The organism is Actinomadura formosensis NBRC 14204 (assembly GCF_001552155.1).
In the GTDB taxonomy this organism is placed as follows: domain Bacteria; phylum Actinomycetota; class Actinomycetes; order Streptosporangiales; family Streptosporangiaceae; genus Spirillospora; species Spirillospora formosensis.
Map to the genome: position 1 here is coordinate 32,292 of NZ_BCQQ01000041.1, position 19,716 is coordinate 52,007.

The window sequence follows — 19,716 nt, forward strand, 5'->3', positions numbered from 1 at the left end:
GCGAACCGCGACGGCGGGTACCGCAGACCGTGGCCGTCCACGGTCCTTGATCTCGCCGGGTGCCGGGTGGTCCCGCTCCTCTGACCGCTGCAGCAGAATCGACCCGGCATCCGGCGACCTACCCCTCCGCACTGCCTCTCTCCGCACTGCCTCGGGCGGCCGCTGAAAAGCGTGCCGCCCGCCCCGGAGCGGGGCGGGCGGCACGGCATGACACGTCCTAGCCTTCGCTGGAAGGCAGGGAACTGGTGGTCACCAGGGTGCGGATCGCGCCCAGGGCGACCGAAAGGGTGGCCAGGTCGAAGCTGTCGCTCTCCCAGATCTCACTCAGGGTCTGCTGCGCGCGCTGGACGGCCGTCTTGTTCTTCTCCGCCCAGTGGATCAGGCGTTCCTCCGGCTGAGCACCCGGTTCGCTGGTGATGAGGACGTCCCGGGTGAGGGCGGAGTGCGCCGCGTACAGGTCGTCGCGGAGCGCGGAGCGGGCCATCGAGCGCCACTTGTCGTCACGCGGCAGCGAGATGATGCGTTCCCGCAGCCGGGACAGCTGGAGACGGTCCGCGAGGTCGAAGTAGACCTCGGCGACCTCCTCCACCGGACGTCCCGTGTCGTGCGCGACGCCGACCAGGTCGAACGTGGAGTAGGCGGGGACGAACGCGGCGCACTGCTCGGCCAGCTCGCTCGGCACCCCCAGTTCGGCGAAGCCGTCACGGCGCTGCTCGAACGCGGCGAGGTCCAGCCCGGCCAGCAGCTTCGGCACCTGCGCGCCGAGCGTCACGGCGCCGCCGCTGAAGAAGTCGATGCTCTCCCGGATGTCGAACGGGGGACGCCGGTTGTGCAGCAGCCAGCGGGCGCCGCGCTCGGTCAGCTTGCGCGCCTCCAGCAGCATCGCGATCTGCGTGGACTCCGTCACCTGGTGGGAGAGACCCTCCACCGCCCGCCAGAACCGCGGCATCTCGAACACGTCGCGCGCGACCAGGTAGGCGCGGGCGATGTCGGACGAGGACGCGCCGGTCTCCTCGTTCATCCGGAACACGAACGTGGAGCCGCTGGCGTTGACCACGTCGTTCACCACCGCCGTCGTGATGATCTCGCGGCGGAGCGGGTGCCGGTCCATGTGCGGGCGGAACCGCTCGCGCAGCGGCGTCGGGAAGTAGTCGACCAGCCACGACTCCAGGTAGGGGTCGTCGGGGAGGTCCGACGTGACGATCTCGGCGTCCAGGGCGAGCTTGGCGTAGGCGAGCAGGACGGAGAACTCGGGGCCGGTCAGCCCGAGCCCGGACTGCCGCCGTTCCGCGAGCGCCTTGTCGTCCGGCAGGAACTCCAGGCGCCGCTTCAACCGGCCGTCGCGTTCCAGCTTGCGCATGTACCGGGCGTGGACGTGCAGCATCGCAGGCGCCTGCGCGCGGGCCGCGGCGAGCACCGCGTTCTGCGCGTAGTTGTCGCGCAGGACGAGCCGGGCCACCTCGTCGGTCATCTCGTAGAGCAGGCCGTCGCGCTGCTTGCCGGTCAGCTCGCCGTCCCGCACCACCTGGTCGAGCAGGATCTTGATGTTGACCTCGTGGTCGGAGGTGTCGACACCGGCGGAGTTGTCGATGAAGTCGGTGTTGATGATCCCGCCGCCGCGTGCGAACTCGATGCGGCCGAGCTGGGTCACGCCGAGGTTGCCGCCCTCGCCGACGACCTTGCAGCGCAGCTCGGAGCCGTCCACCCGGACCGGGTCGTTGGCCTTGTCGCCGACGTCGGCGTTGTTCTCGATGAACGACTTGACGTAGGTGCCGATGCCGCCGTTCCACAGCAGGTCGACGGGCGCCTTGAGGATGGCCCGGATCAGCTCGTACGGGGTGAGCGTCTTCACCCCGTCCCCGATGCCGAGCGCCTCCCGGATCTGCGGGGTGATCTGGATCGACTTGACGGTGCGCGGGAAGACGCCGCCGCCCTTGGAGATCAGCGCGGTGTCGTAGTCGGCCCAGCTGCTGCGCGGCAGCTCGAACAGGCGGCGGCGTTCGGCGAACGAGGCGGCCGCGTCGGGGTCGGGGTCGATGAAGATGTGCCGGTGGTCGAACGCGGCGACGAGCCGGATGTGCTCCGACAGGAGCATCCCGTTGCCGAACACGTCCCCGGACATGTCGCCGATGCCGACGACCGTGAAGTCCTCGTTCTGGACGTCGACGCCGAGCGAGCGGAAGTGGTACTTGACCGACTCCCAGGCGCCGCGTGCGGTGATGCCCATCGCCTTGTGGTCGTAGCCGACGGACCCGCCGGAGGCGAACGCGTCGCCGAGCCAGAATCCGTACTCGGCGGCGACGCCGTTGGCGATGTCGGAGAACGTCGCGGTGCCCTTGTCGGCCGCGACGACCATGTAGGTGTCGTCGCCGTCGTGGCGGACGACGTTCGGCGGCGGGACGACCTTGCCGTCCACGAGGTTGTCGGTGAGGTCGAGCAGGCCGGAGATGAAGTCCTTGTAGCAGGCGATTCCGGCCCGCTGCCACGCCTCGCGGTCGACGGACGGGTCGGGTAGCTGCTTGCCGACGAAGCCGCCCTTCGCGCCGGCCGGGACGATGACGGTGTTCTTCACCGCCTGCGCCTTGACCAGGCCGAGGATCTCGGTGCGGAAGTCCTCGCGCCGGTCGGACCAGCGGAGCCCGCCGCGCGCCACCGACCCGAACCGCAGGTGCACGCCCTCGACCTTCGGCGAGTACACGAAGACCTCGTACACGGGCTTCGGCTGCGGCAGGTCGGGGATGCGTTCCGGGGCGAACTTCATCGCCAGGTACGGCTTGCCCTGGTAGTGGTTCGTGCGCAGGGTCGCCTGGACCAGCGCCAGGTAGGCGCGGAGTATGCGGTCCTCGTCGAGGCTGGCGACGTCGTCGAGCTTGCCCTGGATCTCCTCGGTGATCCCGGCGCTACGCTCCTCCTCGCCACCCTGGATGGACGGGTCGAGGCGGCTCTCCCACAGCCGGATCATCAGCCGGGTGAGGGCCGCGTTGCGCAGCAGCACCTGCTCGATGTACCGCTTGGAGAACGTCGTGCCGATCTGCCGCAGGTACAGGGCGTAGGCGCGCAGGATCATCGCCTCGCGCCAGTTGAGGCCGACGTGCAGGACGAGCGCGTTGAACCCGTCGTTCTCGATCTCGCCGCGCCACAGCGCCATGAACGCGTCCTGGAAGAGGTCCTTGATGGCCTCTTCGGGGACGTCCTCCGGCGGGACGTACCGCAGCCCGAGATCGTAGATCCAGAACCGGCGCTCGTCGTTGGCGCGGATCTCGTACGGGCGCTCGTCGACCACCTCGACGCCCATGTTCTGCAGCAGCGGCAGGACGCGCGACAGCGAGATCGGATCGCCCAGCCGGTAGATCTTCAGCCGCCGCTCGCCGGGCTCGGCGCTGTACGGCTCGTACAGGTTGATCGAGGTGTCCTCGCCGCCGGACAGCTCGTCGAGGCGGCGCAGGTCGGCGACCGCGGTGCGGGCCGGGAAGTCGGCCTTGTACCCCTCCGGGAACGCCTCCCCGAACACGCCGCCGAGCGTCCGGGACCGTTCCTCCCCGCACTGCTCGACGATCGCCTCGGCGAGGTCGTCCTCCCAGGAGCGGGTGGCGTTCGCGAGCCGGTCCTCCAGCTCGGACACGTCCACGTCCGGTAGCGGACGGCCGCGCTCGCCGCGGACGACGACGTGCAGCCGGGCCAGTATCGACTCGGTGACGTTCGCGCTGTAGTCGACGCTGACGCCCTCGAACGCCTCCTTCAGCAGCCCCTGGATGCGCAGCCGGACCTTGGTGGTGTAGCGGTCGCGCGGCAGGTAGACCATGCACGACATGTAGCGTCCGTACAGGTCCTTGCGGAGGAACAGCTTCAGCTGGCGGCGCTCGCGCAGCCGCAGCACGCCGAGCGAGATCTTCAGCAGGTCGTCCACCGAGATCTGGAACAGCTCGTCGCGCGGGTAGCTCTCCAGGATCTCGATGAGGTCCTGGCCGTCGTAGCTGTCGGGGGTGAAGCCGGCGCGCTCCAGCACCTCCTCCAGCTTGCGCTTCAGGACGGGCACGTGCGCGATCGAGGCGCTGTAGGCGACGTGCGTGAACAGGCCGAGGAACCGGCGCTCGCCGATGACCTCGCCGGACTCGTCGAACTTCTTCACCCCGATGTAGTCGAGGTAGAGGGGGCGGTGGACGGTGGAGCGGGAGTTCGCCTTCGTGAGCACCAGCAGGTGCTTCTCCGTCGCCCGCTCGCGGACCTCCGGCGGCAGCGCGGCGAAGCTGTCGGACTCGCGCTTGTCGCTGCGCAGGATGCCGAGGCCGGTGCCCGGTTCGGGACGCAGCGCGGCACCGTCGTCGATCAGCGTGTAGTCCCGGTAGCCGAGGAACGTGAAGTGCCCGTCGGCCAGCCAGTCGAGCAGCTCGACGCCTTCGGCGAGCTCCTTGTCCGGCAGCGGCGGCCGATGCTCCCGGATCGCGGCGGCGATCTCACCGGCGCGAGCGCGCATCTTCGGCTCGTCCTCCACGGCGACCCTGACGTCCTGCAGAACGCGCACGAGGTCCTTCTCCAGCGCTTCCAGGACGGCCTTGTCGCTGGTGCGGTCCACCTCGATGTGGATCCAGGACTCGTCGACGTCGGTGCCGCTGTCGAGCTTGTGGCGGAACGCCTTCAGGTGGCCCGCGACGTCGCGGTCCACACCGAGCAGCGGGTGGACGATCATGTGCGTGGTCAGCTGGTGCCGGGTCAGCTCCGCCGTCACCGAGTCGACCAGGAACGGCATGTCGTCGGTCACGACCTGCACGACCGTGTGGCCGGGGTCCCAGCCGTACTCCTCCAGCGTGGGGGTGAAGACGCGCACCTTCGGGCGTCCCTGCGGCCGCTCCTCGCCGAGCGCCCGGTGCGCCATCGCGGGGCCGCAGATGTCCGCCGGGCTCCGGGCCAGCAGGTCCTCGTGGGCGACCTGCCGGTAGTACAGGCGGAGGTAGTCGAAGACCTCCGCCGTGTCCCCGCCGCGGGCCCCCGGACGCTGTGCGCACGTCTCAGCGGCCCGCCTGAGCAGGTCGTCCTTCGCTTGATCGAGCATGCCGCTCATGCAACAACTCCCTTGAGACCTTCGCCACCTCTTTGTGGCGCCGCTCACTGCACGACCTTAGCCGGGGAATACCGCAAAGCGGCCCCGCTCTACGGAGCCGTAAACGTGGCCTGCGCCACCCTGTCAGCCGGTGCCGCCGCCGGCGCCCCCGCTCCCCGTGCCGGAGCCGGGCGGCGGGTTGGACGGGTCGGGCGGCGGGTTGGACGGGTCGGGCGGGGTGTCACTGGGCTTCGTCGTCGGCTTCGTGGTCGCCGGATCGGTCGGAACGCCGGTGGGCGTGGGCGTGCCGGACGGCGACGGGCTCTCGGTGGGCGTGGGCGTGCCGGACGGGGCCGGCCCGCGGGAGGGGGCGGTGGTCTGCTGCACGGGCCGGTGCGTCGTCGGCCGCGCCGTGCTCGGCTCGACGCTCAACGCGGGCGACGCGCTCGGGTCGCTGACCTTCTGGCCGGCCTTGCCCTTGTCGCCGGGGCTGAGCACCAGCACGGACGAGACCACCACGATCGCGACGAACAGCGCGGCGGCTCCGGCCAGCAGCGCGGACCGTCCGGACCCGGCGAGGGTGCGCCGCAGGCCGCCACCGCCGGCGCCGCCCGCGACGAGATCGCGGGGCAGCGTGGTGTCGGCGCCCCATCCGGCCGGTGCGGCCGGCCCGTCGCCCCCCGGGTCGGTGCCGTCCGGGGCCGCGCTGTGGAAGGCCGCCGCCGCCGCGGGCGCCTCCGGGTCCCGGAAGACGGCCTCGTCGGCCGGGTCGGCGGCATCGTCGAAGACGGGGTCGTCGCCGAACACGGGGTCGGGGTCGAAGACGTCCTCGCCCTCGGCGGCCTCGGCGGCCAGCACGGACCCGGCGGCCAGCATCGCGGTCTCGTCGGTGGCGCCGGACCGGGCGGCGGGACGTCCGGCCGCCTCCTCGTGCCCGAGCAGCCGCATCAGCACCTGCCGCGCGCCGGGCCGCCGCTCCGGGTCCTTCTCCAGGCAGTCGAGCACCAGTTCGCGCAGCGCGCCGTCGAGGTCGCCGAGGTCCGGCTCCTCGTGCAGGATCCGGTTGATCACCGCGGGGATGGTGTCCTGCCCGAACGGGGCCTGCCCGGTCGCCGCGAACACCAGTGTCGCGGCCCAGCAGAACACGTCCGCGGGCGTGCCGACCTCGTCGCCGCTGATCTGCTCGGGCGCCATGTAGGACGGGGTGCCGATCACCCGGCTGGTGAGCGTGGTGGCGCCGCTGATCGCGCGGGCGACGCCGAAGTCGATGACGCGCGGGCCGTCCGGGCCGATCAGCACGTTGTGCGGCTTGAAGTCACGGTGGACGATCTTCGCCTGGTGGATCGCCGCGAGGGCCGTCGCGGTGCCGACCGCGAGCCGGTCCAGCGCCGCGCCGCCGAGCGGGCCGTCCGCCTGGACCTGCTGGTTCAGCGACGGTCCGGGCACGTACTCGCTGACGATGTAGGGGCGGTCGCCGGTCGCGTCCGCGTCGATCACCTGGGCCGTGCAGAACGGCGCGACCTGCTTGGCGACCTCCAGCTCCCGCAGGAACCGGGCGAGCGCCTTGTCGTCCGACGTCAGCTCGGCGTGCAGCAGCTTGATCGCGACCTGCCGGCCGTCCTCGGCCACGCCGAGGAACACCGTGCCCTGCCCGCCCTCGCCCACCCGGCCGATCAGGGCGTACGACCCCAGCCGATCCGGGTCACCGGACCGCAGCGCCCCAACCTCCATGCGTGGAACCGTCCCTCTCTCGATCGACGGGCCGTGCCCCCCAGCCCGGATCACCCCTTCGAGTATGTGACGCCCGAAACCCGAGGGAAGTTCACCCGATCCTGCGACTCTACGACGCGATCTAGCAGGAGAACTACCCTAATACCAGCGCTTCTCACAGCGGTACGGCCGAGTAGGGTGTCGCCGAAGAGGAACTGACCGCATGGCAACGTCCGGCGGACGCCGCGCCCGCACCGGACGCCGCGCCCGCACCCGCTGATCTTTCCGCGTTCTCGGTACGATGAGGCCATCTTCACCCTTACGATGTCACGATCCGTTGCCAACAGGGAGCCCAGTGTCATGGCCGTTGCAGCCGTTGCGCATTACACGCTGTCGGACACTCCTTATGCCCTGTGGGTCCGGGGAGAACTCGCCGACGAGATCAACCTCCCGAACGACGGCAGCCGGGTCGAGGTCATCGGAGGAGAGATCGTCGTGTCACCCGCTCCCGCCTTCCGCCACAATCGCGTGGCAAAGGCCATTGACCGTGCAATGTACGCGGCAGAGACGGCCGATCCGGGGTTCCGCTGGGAAAGCGTGCAGACGAACGAACTCAATCTGGTACCGGTCAGAGACGGCTGCGTGCCCGACCTCATCATCATGGACAAGCAGGTCGCCGAGAGGGTCGACGATGAGGATCGCAGGCATGTGCTGCCCCACGAGGTAGAGGCGGTCGTTGAGATCACCTCACCGTCGAACGCCGGTTACGACCGCCCCCCGCGGCTTGTGCAGGCGCCCGGCACCAAGTGGAGTGCCTACGCTCAGTCGGGCATCCCGTTCTACCTGCTCGTCGACCGTGACCCGCAGATGCCCGGAGTCACCCTCTACGGTGAGCCGGACGTCCAGGCGGGAACGTACGAACCGCTCCACACGTGGAAGTTCGGCGAGATCATCCGGCTTCCGGAGCCGCTCGGCTTCGAGATCGACACCGAGCGGTGGAAGCCCTGGACGGAGTAGCTCCTACGGGGTGAAGTGGGGGAGGACCTCCGGGTTGGCCATGGAGTCGCGGTTGGCGGCCTTGTCGACCGGGGTGCCCTGGAGGATCCTGCGGACGGGGACCTCCAGCTTCTTGCCGGACAGGGTGCGGGGGATGCCGGGGACGGCGGTGATCTCGTCCGGGACGTGCCGGGGCGACAGCGCGGAGCGCAGTTCGCGCCGCAGGCTCCGCACCAGGTCGTCGGTGAGGGACACGCCCTCGGCGAGCTGGACGTAGAGGAGCAGCCGGCCTTCCTCGCCGAGCCGGCCGGTGTCGATGACGAGGCTGTCGGTGATCTCGTCGAACGCCTCGACGACGCGGTAGAAGTCGGACGTGCCCATGCGGACGCCGCCGCGGTTCAGGGTGGAGTCGGAGCGGCCGTAGATGACGCAGCCGCCGTCCGGGAGGATCTTGATCCAGTCACCGTGCCGCCACACGCCCGGATACATGTCGAAGTAGGAGTCCCGGTAGCGTTCGCCGTTCTCGTCGTTCCAGAAGAACACCGGCATGGACGGCATGGGCTCGGTGATGACCAGCTCGCCGACCTCGTCCACGACCGGCTTGCCGTCCTCGCCGAACGCCTCGACCTTGGCGCCGAGGCCGCGGCACTGGATGACGCCGGCGCGCAGCGGGAGCAGCGGCGACGGGCCGACGAAGCCGGTGCACAGGTCGGTGCCGCCGGAGAAGGAACCGAGCAGCAGGTCCTTGCCGACCGTGTCGTACACCCACGCGAAGCCTTCGGGCGGGAGCGGCGAGCCCGTGGAGCCGATGCCGCGCAGCCCGGACAGGTCGACTTCCTCGCCGGGGCGGCGGCCCTCCTTGGCCGAGGCCATGATGTAGGGCGCGCCCACGCCCATGTAGGTGACGCCGTTGTCGGCGGCGAGCCCCCATAGGTCGAGTGGGGCGCCGTCGTACATGACGATGGTGGAGCCCACCAGGAGGCCGCCGATGAGGTAGTTCCACATCATCCAGCCGGTGGTGGTGAACCAGAAGAACACGTCCTCGGGGCCGAGGTCCTGGTGGAAGGACAGGGCCTTGAGGTGTTCCAGGACCACGCCGCCGTGGCCGTGGACGATCGGCTTGGGAAGGCCCGTGGTGCCGGACGAGTAGACGACCCACAGCGGATGGTCGAACGGGACGTCCTCGAACTCCAGCGTGTCGCGGCCGGGACGGGGCAGGTCGGCGTAGTGCACCCCCACGCGCAGGCCCTCGGGGGTCGCGGCCGGGTCGAGGTAGGGGATCAGGACCGTGGCGGCCAGGCTCGGCAGCGCGGCCTCGATCTCGCCGACGATCCCGCGGCGGTCGAACCGCTTGCCGTTGTAGGCGTAGCCGTCCACGGCGATCAGGACCTTCGGCTCGATCTGCGCGAACCGGTCGATCACCGAGGAGGACCCGAAGTCGGGAGAGCACGACGACCAGATCGCGCCGAGCGACGCCGTCGCCAGGAAGCAGATCAGCGCCTCGGGGATGTTCGGGATGTAGGCGGCGACCCGGTCGCCCTTGCCCACGCCCAGGTCGGCCAGGCCCGCGCGGACCTCCGCCACGTGCAGCGCCAGCTCCCGGTAGGTCAGCACCCGGTGCCCGCCCGCCTCCGACCGGAAGACCACCGCCGTCTCGTCGGGTGTCTCCCGCGCCCTGCGCAGCGCGTTCGCCGCGTAGTTGAGGGTCGCGCCCGGGAACCACTTCAGGCCGTCCACCGGCATGGGGCCGCCCGTCCGGACGGGGCCGTCGCCGCGCTCGCCGACGACCTCGAAGTACGACCAGATCGCGTCCCAGAACGCGTCGACCTCCGTGACCGACCAGCGCCACAGGTCGTCATAGGACTCCGTGAGGACGCCGCGGTCCCGCAGCCATCGGGCGAAGCGGGTCACCCGCGCCTTGGCGACGACCTCCTGCGACGGCTCCCACAGCGCCGAACCTTCGGAAACCTCACGGGCCATCTCTCTCCCTCCCCGCCGCGCCACGGTGCGCGGCCATCCCAATATCGGCCCCGCTCCGCGTACCGCGCAACCTGCCCGATCCGCCCGCGGCTACGCGCCGGAGCACCGCCCCACCCCAGGTCAAAGCCCTGCCGGCGGGCGACCTCGCGCGCCCGCGCCTCGCCCTGCCCGCTCATCCCCGGCGCCCGGCGGTCACATCCGGGTGAGGTCGGCCACGGCGGCCACCACGGCGTTCGTGTCGGCGAGGGTGGCGAGGACGGTGCCGGCGCCGGCGGCGCGGAGTTCGGCCTCGGTGGCGCTGCCGGTGGCGACGGCGATGATCGGGGAGCCGGCGATGCGGGCCGCCTGGACGTCGCGGGGCGAGTCGGCGATGTAGACGGCCGCGGACTCGGGGTAGGCGGTGCCGTGGCGTTCGCCGGCGCGGCCGCGGGCCAGTTCGAGGAGGGCGGCCTTGCTGTAAACGCCGTTCTCGTAGCCGCCCGCGTCGAGGTCGAGGGGGTCGGCGAGGCCCAGCTCGGTCACCTTCAGCACGGCGTTCGGCTGCACCGAGCCGGTGAGGACGGACTGGACGACGCCCGGGACGTGCGCGAGCGCCCGTACCGCCTCGCGGGCGCCGGCGAGGACCCGGCCGTGGGCGCGCAGGTCGGCGCGGCGGGCCGCGAACGCCTCGGTGAGCGCTTTCACGAAGGCGGGCAGGTGGTCGTCGGTGGTGACGACGTCGTTGAACGCGAGGGTCTCGAAGATGATCTCGGACTCGGTGCGGCCGGGGGTCGGGGCGAGCCGGACGAGCGGCCGTCCGATGGTCCGCTGGAACGCCTCGGCGTAGGCGTCCCGGGTGACCCGCCCGACGTCGACCAGCGTGTGATCGATGTTCCACAGCACCAGGCGGTTCAGCGTCGACATCCCGTTCCCATGCGCGGTCGGAGGGGCGTGGGCGGGCACCGGTCCCGGTACCCGCGGCGGTCAAGCGAGCCTATCGTCCGGCCTGCCGCCCACGACCGCAACCGTCCGCGCGGGAGTGCGTCAGGGACCCATGTGGGGGTAGCGGTAGTCGGTCGGCGGGACGAAGGTCTCCTTGATGGAACGGGCGCTCGTCCAGCGGGTGAGGTTGAAGACGGAGCCGGCCTTGTCGTTGGTGCCGGACGCGCGGGCCCCGCCGAACGGCTGCTGGCCGACGATCGAACCGGTCGGCTTGTCATTGATGTAGAAGTTGCCGGCGGCGAAGCGGAGCCGGTCGGTCGCCTCGGCGATGGCGGCGCGGTCGTCGGCGATGATCGCGCCGGTGAGGCCGTATTCGGACACGCTCTCCATCTGGGTGAGGACGGCGTGGTAGTCGCCGTCGTCGTAGACGTGCACGCCGAGGATCGGGCCGAAGTACTCGGTCGTGAAGATCTCGTCGGCCGGGTCGGACGACTCCAGGACCGTGGGCCGGACGAAGTAGCCGCGCGAGTCGTCCAGTTCGCCGCCCACCAGGATCTTCATGGTGTCGATGCCGCGGGCGCGTTCGATCGCGCGGCGGTGCTTGGCGAACGCGCGGGCGTCGATGACGGCGCCCATGAAGGCCGACAGGTCCTCGGCGACGTTGCCCATGGTGAGGGACTCGGCCTCGGCGCAGAACTCGTCGCGCATCCCGTCCCAGACCGAACGCGGTATGTAGGCGCGGGACGCGGCGGAGCACTTCTGCCCCTGGTATTCGAAGGCGCCGCGGACGAGGGCCGTCTTCAGCACGGCCGGGTCGGCGGACGGGTGCGCGACGACGAAGTCCTTGCCGCCGGTCTCGCCGACGATCCGCGGATGGCCCCGGTAGCCGGTGATGTTCTCGCCGATCGCCCGCCAGAGGGTCTGGAACGTGCCGACGGACCCGGTGAAGTGCAGGCCGGCGAGGTCGCGATGGCGCAGCGCCACGCCGGAGACGGCCCGGCCGTTCCCGGTGACCATGTTGATCACGCCGGGCGGGAGGCCGGCGGCCTCCAGCAGCCGCATCGTGAAGTGCGCGGCGAGCTGCTGCGTCGGGGACGGTTTCCAGACCACGACGTTGCCCATCAGCGCGGGCGAGGTCGGCAGGTTCCCGGCGATCGCGGTGAAGTTGAACGGGGTGATGGCGAGGACGAACCCCTCCAGCGGACGGTACTCCATCCGGTTCCACACGCCCGGCGGCGACAGCGGCTGCTGCTCGTGGATCTGCCGCGCGTAGCCGGCGTTGAACCGCCAGAAGTCGATCAGCTCGCAGGCGGCGTCGATCTCGGCCTGCTGCACCGACTTGGACTGGCCGAGGATCGTCGCGGCGTTCAGCGTGGCCCGCCACGGCCCGGCGAGCAGTTCGGCGGCGCGCAGGAAGATCGCGGCGCGGTCCTCGAACGCCATGGCGCGCCACGCGGGCGCCGCCTCCCGCGCCGAGGCGATGGCCTCGGTCACGTCCGCCTCGGTGGCCTCGCCCATGCGGCCGAGGACGTGCGCGTGGTTGTGCGGCTCCACGACGTCGATCGGCGTGCCGGCGCCCATGCGCCGCTCGCCGCCGAGCGTCATCGTCAGCTCGGTCTGCGCCCCGCCGAGCTCCTTGATCCTGGCCTCCAGCGCGGCGCGCTCGCCGCTGCCCGGCGCATACCCCTTCACCGGCTCGTTCGCCGGTACCGGCACGGTGGTGACGGCGTCCATCTGGCGACTCCCTGCGATCCGACGGCGTTGTCGACGTGCCGAAGGACCTACCCGCCCACCCGCGAGCGAAATACCGGCCGCGCCGGCGTCATTGTGGGAGGCGACCCCACACCCTCGGCCAGGGCACTGGGCTAATCGAGCAGATGCGGGAGTTCCTGGGTGGCGTACCAGAGGAGTTCGTGGCCCTCGGCGCCGTCCACGGTGAAGCGGGCGTCCTCGTCGCCGGCGTCGGCGGCGGTGAGGGCGGCCACGGCGGCGGTGATGTCGGGGACGGCGGCGATGTCGTCCACGTGGCCGGAGGCGATCTTCTTCCAGGGGACGGGGGCGGACAGTTCGACCAGGGAACGGTCGCCGTTCGCGGGGCCGGCGGCACCGCGGGGCCGGCCGGCCGCGGCGTCGGGCACCTCGGCGGCGAGCACGACCCGGCGGCGCGGGGCGGACGGGTCGGCGGCGAGCAGCCGGAGCGAGGCGCGGGCGGCGGCGGACATCGCCGCGTACTCCAGCTCCTCCAGGTCGCCGCTCGCGTACCACTCGCGGAGCGCGGGCGTGACCGCGTGGGCGGCGAGCGGCGCGGGGCCGATCTCCCCCGCGGCGTGGACGCCGGCGAGGAGCGTGAGCGTGGACGGCAGGTAGACGCGCATGACGGTCAGCAGTCTGCCAGACCGTCAGGGCAGCAGGGCGAGGTCTCGCAGTTCGGCGATGGTGGTGTCGGGATCGGTGTGGTGGATGCCGCGGATGCCGAGTGCCTCGGCGGCGCGGATGTTGTGCTCGATGTCGTCGATGAACACGCATTCGGCGGCGTCCAGGCCGAGCAGGCCGAGGGCGTGCCGGAAGATCTGCTCGTCGGGCTTGCGCATGCCGACCTCGGCGGAGATCACGACGGCGTCGAAGAGGTCGGCGAACAGGTCGTGCGGGTACTCGTTGCCCCACGAGTTGGACAGCAGCGCGGTGCGGTTCCCGGCGGCGCGGACGGAGCGGAGCGCGTCGTACATCGGCTCGACGGGGGTGAACGCGCCGAACATGCGGGCGATGAGCCCGGTGGCCTCGACGGTGCCGCCGTCGACGGTGAGCAGTTCGGCGGCGAGGAGACGTTCGAACTCCCCGGTGGAGAGCGAGCCGTCCTCCAGCCCGTGGATCGGGTTCGTCCCGGCGCCGTCGTAGGCCTCCTTCACCCAGGCGCGCATCACGTTCTTGTAGTGCTCGGCATCGATGCGGTCGGCGGCGAGCCAGACGGCGATGGCGTCGGCGAGCGGGGAGGTGAGGACGCCGCCCCAGTCGGTGATGACGGCTTTCACGGGTCGTTCGGAGGGCACCCCCCGATGGTAGGCGATCCCGCCCAGATCAACCGAATCCCATTCTGCGTACACGTGGGTCCGCGCCATGCGGATCTTCGACGGCCCGGGCGAGGTGCACGTGCGCACCGTCGCCCGCGGGGAACTGCGCCGCTACGAGAACTGACCGGCGCCGTGGCTCGCACGGCGCGGACCCCCCATCGGCCGGCGTCTCCCCCCGCCGGTCCGTCCCTTCCGGTGCGCCGGCCGCCCGCCGTCGCCCCCCGATTTCACCTGCACGGTCCTTTCAGGCGGACCTCAGCCTCTGCAGTGCCTCGCGGACGCCGCCGTCCGCCTCCTCCAGCACCGTCGTCGCCCGTGCCGCGGGCACCTCGCCGAGCAGCGAGACCAGCGCGACGCGCGTGTTCCCCCCCGCCTCGGCCAGCGCGTTCTCGCAGGTACGGGCGTCCATCCCCGTCGCCTCGGTGAGAATGCGCACCAGCCGGGCGCGCAGCTTGGAGTTCAGCGCGTTCACGCTGATCATCAGGTTGGAGTAGGTGCGCCCCATCCTGATCATCAGCGTGGTGGAGAAGGAGTTGAGCACGAGCTTGGTCGCCGTGCCCGCCTTCATCCGGGTGGAGCCGCTGATCACCTCGGGCCCGGTGGCGAGCCCGATGTGCACCTCCACCTCGTCCCCGTACGGCGTGTGCGGGTTGCAGCTGATCAGCGCCGTGCGCGCCCCGACCGCGGCGGAGGCGCGCAGCGCCCCCACCACGTACGGGGTGCGGCCGCTCGCCGCGATGCCGACGGCGATGTCGCCCGGCCGGACGTCGCGGGCGTCCCGGCGGCCGAGGTCGGTGTCGTCCTCGACGCCCGAGACCGCCTGGGACAGCGCGCCCGGCCCGCCGGCGTGGTGGGCCACCACCCGGCCCCAGATGCCGAACGTCGGCGGCAGCTCGGCGGCGTCGATCACCGCGAGCCGGCCGGACGTGCCGGCACCGAAGTAGTGCACGCGGCCCCCTGCGCGCAGGGAGTCGACGGCGAGGTCCACCAGCCGGGCGATCTCGGGCAGGACGGCGGCCACGACCGTCGGCACGGTCGCGTCCTCTGTGTTGATCAGGCGCAGCACCTCCATGGTCGGCAGCATGTCGACATCGAGGGTCCGGGGGTTCCGGCCCTCCGTGGGGAGCTCGCAATCGATCACCGACGCCTCCGGTCGGGTCGCACGGTCCGTCCGCGGACCGCCTCGTACGTGGCTTCCAGGGCCTTGCGGGTCGGCCCGTAGGTGCGCTGCGCCACTCCGACGAAGACGCAGTCGACCACCGTGAGCTGCGCCAGCCGGCTGGCGGTGGCGCCGGAGCGGAAGGTCGTCTCCCGCGCGGCCGTCGTCAGGATCAGGTCCGCCACCTCCGCTATCGGGGACTTGGGGAAGTTGGTGAGCGCCACGGTCGTGGCGCCCCTGGTCTTCGCGACCTCCAGCGCGTCGATGGTCTCCACCGTCGCGCCGGTGTGCGAGATGCCGATCGCCACGTCGCCGATCCCGAGGACGGCGGCGCTGGTCAGCATGATGTGCGCGTCCGACCAGGCCGAGCAGACCCGGCCGATGCGGTGCAGCTTCTGCTGGAAGTCGGCCGCGACGAACGCGCTGGCGCCGACGCCGTAGACGTCGACCCGGTCCGCGGCGACGACCGCGTCCACGACCTGTTCGAGCATCTTGATGTCGAGCTGGGAGGCGGTCTCCTCCACGGCGCGGGCGTCGGCGAACGTCACCTTCTCGACGATCTGCTCAAGGGAGTCGTCGGGGCTGATGTCGCTGCCGATGATCCGTCCGCCGGCGGCGCTCTGGGCGCGTCCCGCCTCGGTGGCGAGGGTCAGCCGCAGCTCCGGGTACCCGTGGAACCCGATCGCGCGGCAGAACCTGATGACGGTGGTCTCGGACGTGCCGCAGGTCTGGGCGAGCTCGGTGATGGTGGAGTTGGCGACCCCCTCGGGGTCTTCGATGACGCGTTGCGCGACTCGTCGCTCGGCGGGGGGCAGCGAGGGAAGCAGGGAGCGGACCCGCACCACGGTGCTCAGCGGTGTGGCGTCCCTGCCGGGCGCCGCCTCCTCCGGCGGCGCTCCGGGATCCCCCGTGATCCCCCGCTCAAGGCCCTGTTCGGGGCCGATGGGTTTCCTCATGGAGGAAATTTTCTTACGTGCAGGATGTCCCGTCAACGGTAGAAAAGGCTACGGTCGCCCATGTGTTGACCCATTTGGCCGGTCCTTACGTGGTCGGTATCGACGCGGGTGGCACGAAAACCCGCTGCGTCGTGCTGACGCTAGGGGGCGCCCTGGCCGGTTCCGGCACCGGCCCCGGGGCCAACCCCAACTCCGGAGGCGACACCGCGGGGGCGCTGACCACCGCCCTGCGGGAGGCGCTCGGGGACCTGGACCGTACCCACATCCTCACCGGCGTGTTCGGCATCGCCGGTGCCGGCTCCGCCGGCCGGCCCGCCGCCGTCACCGCGGCGCGGCAGGCCTGGCAGGCCGTCGGCCTGCGCGGCTCGCCCGCGGTGGTGACCGATATCGCGGTGGCGTTCGCCGCCGGAACCAGCGAGCCCAAGGGCATCGTGGTGTTCTCCGGCACGGGCGCCGGCGCGGCGGTCATCAGCGACGGGACGATCGTGCAGCGCGCGGACGGCTACGGCTGGCTCGTCGGGGACGAGGGTTCGGCGGTGTGGCTGGGGAAGGAGGCCGTCCGCGCGGCGCTCGCCGCCTACGACGGCCGCGGCTCCCCGACCCTGCTCACCGATTCGGTCCCCCGGGCGCTGCTCGGCGCCACCGTGGTCGCGGAGATGGACGCGGAACGGCGAAGACCCCGCCGCCCGGGGGCGCTGGCCATGGCCGGCGCCCCTTCGTCGTCACCGGGCACCTCCGTGCTGCCGCAGGCCGCTTCGCTCACCTCCGGTGGGGCGCCCCCGAGCGGGGGCGGGACGGGTACCGCCGTGCTGCTCCCCGACGCCCCCTGTCCCCCATCCGGCGGCGGTCCGCCCGGCCACGCCGGGCATACCGGGCCGCCGGGCTCGCTGGGGCCGCCGGGCCACCCGGTGGCCCCCGATCCACCGGGGCATCCCGGACTGCCCGGGGCACCGCCGAATCCCCGGCTCGCCCAAGCGATCATCAAGGAGGTGTACGGCCGCCCGCCCGCGGCCCTCGGCCGGCTCGGCCCGGTGGTCGCCGCCGCCGCGGCCGCCGGCGATCCGGTGGCCAGGCGCATCACCGAGGAGGCCGCGCAGTGGCTGCTGCGCGACGTCGACGCGGTGCGCCCGGCCCTGCCCGACCCCGGCGCACCGGTCGTGATGCACGGCTCGGTGCTCCGTGAAGGCCCCGTCGCCGAGGCCGTCCGCAGCGGGCTGCGCGACCGCTTCGCCGAGGCGCCGCGCCGCGCCGGCGACGGAGCCGTCGGCGCGGCCGGGATGGCGCTGCGCCGTCTCGGCCACCCCCTGCCCGGCTGAGCCGTTCCGCCCGCGCGGAAGGCGACCCGGAACCCGGCCCGGCCGTCCATGGCCCGGCCGACCGGACGGCATCACGGCCGTCCAGTGCATCGCGATGGACCCCACAGGATCCGCAACGCCTGCGAGTCCGGGGTCCATCGTGATCAGTGTGACCACGGTGACACCAGAGCCACCCGAGATCGAGTCGACAGCGGACGGGGGAGCGGCTACCGTCGCGGGCGTCCGATGCGACCGAGGAACCGAGACCACGTCGGGGGGCCTGGTCAGGTGCGTGCTTCACGTCCCCTCGCGCTCGCGGCGGCGGCCCTGCTGGCCTGCGGGGTCGCGGGCTGCGGCGGTGGGAGCGGCAAGAGCGGGCGGACGCCGTCCGCCGAGTCCGCCGCGCCCGGCTCACCGACCGCCCGGACGGCCGCGCCGGACGCGTGGATTCCCGGCCGCGTCGCGAAGATGAGCGTGGAGGAGAAGGTCGGCCAGCTGTTCGTGCCCGCCTTCTCCGGCCCCGCCGACGCCCTCGCGAAGATCCGCGGGTATCACGTCGGCGGGCTGATCTACTTCCCGGAGAACTTCGGCTCCCCCGCCCGGACGGCGGCGCAGTCGAACGCGCTGCAGAAGGCGTCGAAGATCCCGCTGCTGCTCGGGGTGGACGAGGAGCAGGGCATCGTGTCGCGCACGCCGTTCATCACCCGGTTCCCCGGCAACATGGCGCTCGGCGCGACCCGCGATCCGGCGGACGCGCGCGCCGCCGCCCGCGTCACCGGCACCGAGCTGCGCGCGGTCGGCATCAACCTCGACTACGCGCCGGACGCCGACGTGAACGTGAACCCGCGCAACCCGGTGATCGGGCTGCGCTCGTTCGGGTCCGACCCGGCCCTCGTGTCCACGATGGTGACCGGGGCCGTCGGCGGCTACCAGGAGGCCGGGGTCGCCGCCACCGCCAAGCACTTCCCCGGGCACGGCGACACCGCCGTCGACAGCCATACCGGCCTGCCGGTGATCGGGCACTCGCCGGCGCTCTGGAAGCGCCTGGACGCGCCCCCGTTCACGGCGGCGATCGCGGCGGGTGTCGACGTCATCATGACCGCCCACATCGTCGTCCCGAAACTCGACAGGTCGGGCGATCCGGCCACCCTGTCGAAGCCGGTGCTGACCGGGCTGCTGCGCGAGAGGCTCGGCTACCAGGGCGTGATCACGACGGACTCGCTGCAGATGGCGGGGGTGCGCGAGAAGTACGGCGACGCGGCCGTCCCGGTGCGGGCGATCAACGCGGGCGCCGACCAGCTGCTGATGCCGCCGAGCCTGCCGCGCGCCTTCAACGCGGTGGTGCGGGCCGTCCGATCCGGGAAGATCACGCAGAAGCGGCTGGACGAGTCGGTCACCCGCATCCTCCGGCTCAAGCAGCGGCGCGGCCTCTTCCAGGGGACGGCCGTCGACCCGGCCAAGGCGAGCGCGGCGGTCGGCGCGTCCGCGCACCGGGCCACGGCCCGGCAGGTCGCCGAGCACGCGGTCACGCTCGTCCGCAACAGGGGCGGGCTGCTGCCGCTCAGGGGCAGGAAGGTCGCCGTGTCCGGTCCGGGCAGCGCCAGGCTCCAGGCGGCCCTCCGCCGCCATGGCGTCGCGACCGCCTCCCCCGGCTCCGCGGACGTCACCGTGCTGACCACCGAGAACGCGGGAGCGGCGACGGCGTCCCGGGTCCGGGCGCTCGGCCCGAAACCGGTCGTGGTCGCCGCGCTCGGCCGTCCCTACGACCTGGGCGCGGCGGGCGGCGCGGCGGCGGCGCTCGCCACCTACTCCGCCGGCGCGGTCTCGATCGACGCGCTCGCCAAGGTGCTGAGCGGGGCGGTGAAGCCGACGGGCAGGCTGCCGGTACCGGCGGGCGGCAAACCGGCCGGATACGGACTCGGCTACCCGTGACCAGGGGTTTCGATGGACGCGGGAGACCGGTTCCTGGGAGGATCGGGCCGCCTTCTTCCCCCGGGGGTCTCCGTGCGCGTCCGTCCGTTCATCGCCGCCGCCCTGCTCGTGCTCCCGCTGCTGGGCGCCTGCGGCGGGCAGGACAAGGTCACGATGCCGCCGCTCACCCCGGAGCCCGGCGACTCGCAGCCGGCCGACCCCGTCGCGGCGGTGCCGGCGAAACAGACCTTCCCGGCGCGGTTCGTGCTCTACCGGTACCTGCGCGGCATCGCCGCCGGGAACGCCGGGGTCTGCGGCTACCTGACGCCCGCCTACCAGCGGGCGGTGTTCGGCGGGCCCGCCGCGTGCCGCGCCGGGTTCGTCCGGGCGCGCGCGAAGCTGCGCCCCCGGGACATCGCCGCACTGCGGGGCGTGACCGTCCCGTCCTGCGAGCCCGGGCCGGGCGGCGGCTACACGGTCCGCTTCGAGGACCTGGCCTGGAAGGGTGAGCCCGCCCGTCCGGGCGGTCTCCTCACGGCGAGCTTCACCCTCCGCGGATCCGGCGCCCACTGGCGGATCACGCTCTGACGGTCACAGGCCCAGGGCCGCCAGGCCGGGGAGATGCGCGCGGGCCGCCTCCCGTGCCCGCCCGGCCGTGCGGGCCTCGCGGGCGGCGGCGGCC

General features: G+C 72.3%; 13 protein-coding genes. 4 read left to right on the forward strand and 9 right to left on the reverse strand.

Features of this window, described 5'->3' with window-relative positions:
• Nucleotides 1-217 precede the first annotated feature (217 nt).
• Nucleotides 218-5,059, reverse strand: a complete 4,842-nt coding sequence (locus tag AF1_RS13575) for an NAD-glutamate dehydrogenase (protein WP_067797635.1) — start codon at nt 5,057-5,059, stop codon at nt 218-220.
• A 123-nt stretch (nt 5,060-5,182) separates the two neighbouring features.
• Complete coding sequence (locus AF1_RS13580; RefSeq protein WP_067797637.1) at nt 5,183-6,769, reverse strand: serine/threonine-protein kinase; 1,587 nt, start codon at nt 6,767-6,769, stop codon at nt 5,183-5,185.
• A gap of 339 nt (nt 6,770-7,108) precedes the next feature.
• Between AF1_RS13580 and AF1_RS13585 the strand changes: the two genes are divergently transcribed.
• The gene (locus AF1_RS13585) at nt 7,109-7,765 is read left to right on the forward strand and encodes a Uma2 family endonuclease (protein ID WP_165488317.1); all 657 of its coding nucleotides are present in this window, start codon (nt 7,109-7,111) and stop codon (nt 7,763-7,765) included.
• 3 nt (nt 7,766-7,768) lie between these two features.
• Here the strand turns inward: AF1_RS13585 and AF1_RS13590 are convergent, their stop codons facing one another.
• The 7 genes from AF1_RS13590 to AF1_RS13620 all read right to left on the reverse strand — a co-directional run bounded on the left by AF1_RS13590 (nt 7,769) and on the right by AF1_RS13620 (nt 15,828).
• Nucleotides 7,769-9,724: an acetoacetate--CoA ligase gene (locus AF1_RS13590; RefSeq protein WP_067797643.1), complete on the reverse strand. Its 1,956-nt coding sequence runs from the start codon at nt 9,722-9,724 to the stop codon at nt 7,769-7,771.
• Between the two features lie 192 nt (nt 9,725-9,916).
• Nucleotides 9,917-10,627, reverse strand: coding sequence for an HAD family hydrolase (locus tag AF1_RS13595; protein ID WP_067797646.1), 711 nt, complete (start codon nt 10,625-10,627; stop codon nt 9,917-9,919).
• 120 nt (nt 10,628-10,747) lie between these two features.
• Nucleotides 10,748-12,379, reverse strand: coding sequence for an L-glutamate gamma-semialdehyde dehydrogenase (gene pruA, locus AF1_RS13600; protein ID WP_067797649.1), 1,632 nt, complete (start codon nt 12,377-12,379; stop codon nt 10,748-10,750).
• 131 nt (nt 12,380-12,510) lie between these two features.
• Entirely contained in the window at nt 12,511-13,020 is a 510-nt protein-coding gene (locus AF1_RS13605; RefSeq protein ID WP_067797652.1) for a DUF6912 family protein, read from the reverse strand.
• A gap of 24 nt (nt 13,021-13,044) precedes the next feature.
• Entirely contained in the window at nt 13,045-13,692 is a 648-nt protein-coding gene (locus tag AF1_RS13610) for an HAD family hydrolase (RefSeq protein WP_242608612.1), read from the reverse strand.
• A 265-nt stretch (nt 13,693-13,957) separates the two neighbouring features.
• Complete coding sequence (locus tag AF1_RS13615) at nt 13,958-14,797, reverse strand: N-acetylmuramic acid 6-phosphate etherase (protein ID WP_242608620.1); 840 nt, start codon at nt 14,795-14,797, stop codon at nt 13,958-13,960.
• 53 nt (nt 14,798-14,850) lie between these two features.
• Nucleotides 14,851-15,828: a MurR/RpiR family transcriptional regulator gene (locus tag AF1_RS13620; protein ID WP_084262860.1), complete on the reverse strand. Its 978-nt coding sequence runs from the start codon at nt 15,826-15,828 to the stop codon at nt 14,851-14,853.
• Nucleotides 15,829-15,890: 62 nt separating this feature from the next.
• Between AF1_RS13620 and AF1_RS13625 the strand changes: the two genes are divergently transcribed.
• The 3 genes from AF1_RS13625 (at nt 15,891) to AF1_RS13635 (ending at nt 19,622) form a co-directional block, all read left to right on the forward strand.
• Complete coding sequence (locus tag AF1_RS13625) at nt 15,891-17,144, forward strand: N-acetylglucosamine kinase (protein WP_242608613.1); 1,254 nt, start codon at nt 15,891-15,893, stop codon at nt 17,142-17,144.
• Between the two features lie 267 nt (nt 17,145-17,411).
• Nucleotides 17,412-19,055 (forward strand): glycoside hydrolase family 3 protein, encoded by a 1,644-nt coding sequence (locus tag AF1_RS13630; protein WP_067797664.1) that lies wholly within the window; start codon nt 17,412-17,414, stop codon nt 19,053-19,055.
• A gap of 72 nt (nt 19,056-19,127) precedes the next feature.
• Nucleotides 19,128-19,622, forward strand: coding sequence for a hypothetical protein (locus AF1_RS13635; protein ID WP_067797667.1), 495 nt, complete (start codon nt 19,128-19,130; stop codon nt 19,620-19,622).
• The last annotated feature ends 94 nt before the right edge of the window (nt 19,623-19,716 follow it).